Here is a 2,808-nt window from a genome sequence, read left to right as displayed (position 1 = left end):
TTGATCTGAAAAACTTGGCGTTGCCAGAATGAATCAGGGGTTAATCGAGGTGCCCGGTTGTCGATGTATTGGGCGCATTATCCCATAGACGTAGACAAAAAGCACAGCTGATAAAGGGTAAAACCCTATTAAACTTAATGGATTCGGTTACAAAAATTTATGGTAATTCGGGTAGGACTGCCTGATAAGGTGAAAAATTATGCGTTATAAAACCCGGTCGAAATTTAATCGCTAATATAACTAACAAGGGCTATAACTTGAACCAGTTTGCTGAATTTATAGATCTACTCAAATCGCTGATTAGAGAACCCAGTGTAGTGGGGGCGGAGCATTCATTTTTTCGGGTGTTGCAACGTGAGCTTGAAGAGCGAGGCGCGAAGGTTACTTGGTACGAAGGTTTGCTGGTTGCACAAGGCACCCAGCCAAACTCTTCTATGTTTTCGGCGCATATTGATCGGCATGGTTTAATTTGTACCGGGCCAAATGAATTCCAATATGCGGCTTTTGTGTCTGGCCATCGTTCGGATTTATTGGGTAACGCGGTGAGTGAAGAGTTGATGCTACGTATAAGTGATCGCTTTGATGCAACGCCGGTGATGGCTTATGAACCCTGGTCTGGTGCTTATCGGGGTTCAGGGGTGATTAGGAGCACTTATATTTGTGAGTTTCGTAATAACTTAATTTTTGAACTTGAGGGTTTAGAACATCTGGTAGCAGGTACGCCAGTGTGTTTTCGAGACAGTTTAAAGATCGAAAATCAATGGTTAAAAGCGCAGCTGGATAACGTGTTAACGGCGGCCTTGTTAGTGCATATGTTTAGTTTAGGTTATCAGGGAACGGCCTTTTTTACCGCACAAGAAGAGTCGGGGAGCAGTTGGCGTTATTTGTTGGAATGGTTCCGCCGTTTTGGAGGATCAACCAATCAATTGATCGTACTGGATACCAGTCCTTATCCAAATCATGAAGCGGTACTCAAACAAGATGTGGTGTTGCGCAAAAAAGACAACCACGCTCATTATCATGAAGCGACAACTCAAGCCTTAGCTCAAGCCTGTGATGAGTTAAACATAGCTTATAGCTATAAGGATGAGTTTGTCGAAGCGCAAAATCGGCAATTGCAAAAACAAGGTTTGCCGTCTAAGTCATTAGGCAGTACTGAGATGGGACGCATTATATTAGCCTCAAATGGCTTTGTGCAGGGTACGACCCTTCAAATACCCACCACCGGTTACCATACAATGCAGGAATCAACCTCGATTCAATCTTGTCAGTCGTTTTTGGCTTTGTTGATGAAAGTAGCGAAGTTGGACTTAACTTAAAACCTTAACCACCAGGCCTGGTGGTTAAGGTTGAGGCTGGGTTAAGGTAAAACGAAACCAATGCTTTTCTGGACATCTTGTAGCGTTTTTTGCGCTTGTTCACGAGCACGTTCTGCGCCGTGTTTTAAAATACCTTTTAGGTGACTTTCATCTTCACGAATTTCATAAAAACGTTGTTGAATCGGTGCAAGATAATCCACTATTAGCTCGCCCAACTCCACTTTTAAGTGACCATACATTTTGCCTTCAAAATGCTTAATGACTTCGCTTACGGGCTTGCCACTAATAACCGAATAGATGGTGAGCAGGTTAGAAACGCCAGGTTTGTTGTCGATATCATACTCAATCACGTCACCTGAATCGGTCATGGCTTTTTTGCATTTCTTTAATATCGTTTTGGGATCATCCAATAAACCGATAAAATTGTTTTTATTGCTGTCGGATTTCGACATTTTACTGGTTGGATCCTGCAAACTCATAATGCGACCGCCCGCAATGGCTTCGGCAATAAAGGGCTCAGGCACTTTAAATAAGTCACGCTCAAATCGATTGTTAAATCGATGCGCCAAATCTCGGGTTAATTCTAAATGCTGTTTTTGGTCGGCGCCAACTGGTACAAGGGCGGTTTGATAAAGCAAAATATCCGCCGCCATTAAGACTGGGTAATTAAATAAACCGGCATTTATGTTGTGCTCATGTTTTTGTGATTTGTCTTTGAACTGGGTCATGCGATTTAACTCGCCCATATAGGTTGAACAGTTCAAAATCCAAGCCAGTTCAGCATGCTCTGGCACGTGTGATTGAATAAAGACGGTACTTTTAGCTGGATCAATGCCTGAGGCCAAGTAGAGCGCCACAAAATCCAAACTGCGTTTCGCTAAGGCTTCAGGAGACTGCTCGACGGTGATGGCATGCATATTAACCAAAGAGAATAGGCATTCGTAATCATCTTGCAGCTTGACCCAGTTTTTAATTGAGCCAATGTAGTTACCAATCATTAAGTCGCCAGAAGGCTGGATGCCACTAAACAGAACGGGTTTGCTCATATTGCTATCTTTATTCGCTAAGTTGAAAGGACGTTATTCTAACCTAACTCGCGATGGGGCTAAATACTGAAGGTGAGGGATTAACGTAATTTGTACTCTATGGGCACTGTATGACGCCATTCTTTGCGTTGTATTTCTTCCGGAAAAGCTTTAAAAAACATCTGCATACGTTCGGTAAAGATACTTAATGCGGCTTCATCCAATATTTGTCTGCCTGAGCTATCCACTACGGCGAGATTTGTTATGGAGCCATCTGCACGGATTGTAAAGCGCAACGTTATTTGGCCTTGCCATTGACGACGTTTGGCCATCATTGGATAGGTGTCTTGTGCATGACGCATCAACGTTTCGGAGAGTTCTCTTACGTATCTTTTTTCGGCTCTTTCAATCTCGTACTGGCTAAACTGCGATGCTAAGGACTCCGGTTCAGGCTGGGGTTGCGG

Annotated in this window: 3 protein-coding genes; 1 reads left to right on the top strand and 2 read right to left on the bottom strand. The window is 43.3% G+C overall.

Going from position 1 to position 2,808, the window contains the following annotated elements; translation table 11 throughout:
* Positions 1–257: 257 nt before the first annotated feature.
* Positions 258–1,319 (top strand): peptidase M42, encoded by a 1,062-nt coding sequence (locus IBX48_RS10110; protein ID WP_296834119.1) that lies wholly within the window; start codon positions 258–260, stop codon positions 1,317–1,319.
* Positions 1,320–1,360: 41 nt separating this feature from the next.
* On the opposite strand, the gene trpS is transcribed toward IBX48_RS10110, so the two are convergent.
* Positions 1,361–2,365, bottom strand: a complete 1,005-nt coding sequence (gene trpS / locus IBX48_RS10105; RefSeq protein ID WP_296834117.1) for a tryptophan--tRNA ligase — start codon at positions 2,363–2,365, stop codon at positions 1,361–1,363.
* A gap of 80 nt (positions 2,366–2,445) precedes the next feature.
* On the bottom strand, positions 2,446–2,808 hold a 363-nt coding region (locus tag IBX48_RS10100), incomplete at its 5' end, for an energy transducer TonB (RefSeq protein WP_296834114.1).

It is taken from the genome of Thiomicrospira sp. (assembly GCF_014859555.1).
Taxonomy (GTDB): domain Bacteria; phylum Pseudomonadota; class Gammaproteobacteria; order Thiomicrospirales; family Thiomicrospiraceae; genus Thiomicrospira.
Note: the sequence above shows the minus strand (reverse complement) of the source record. Positions and strands in the feature narration are given on the sequence as shown.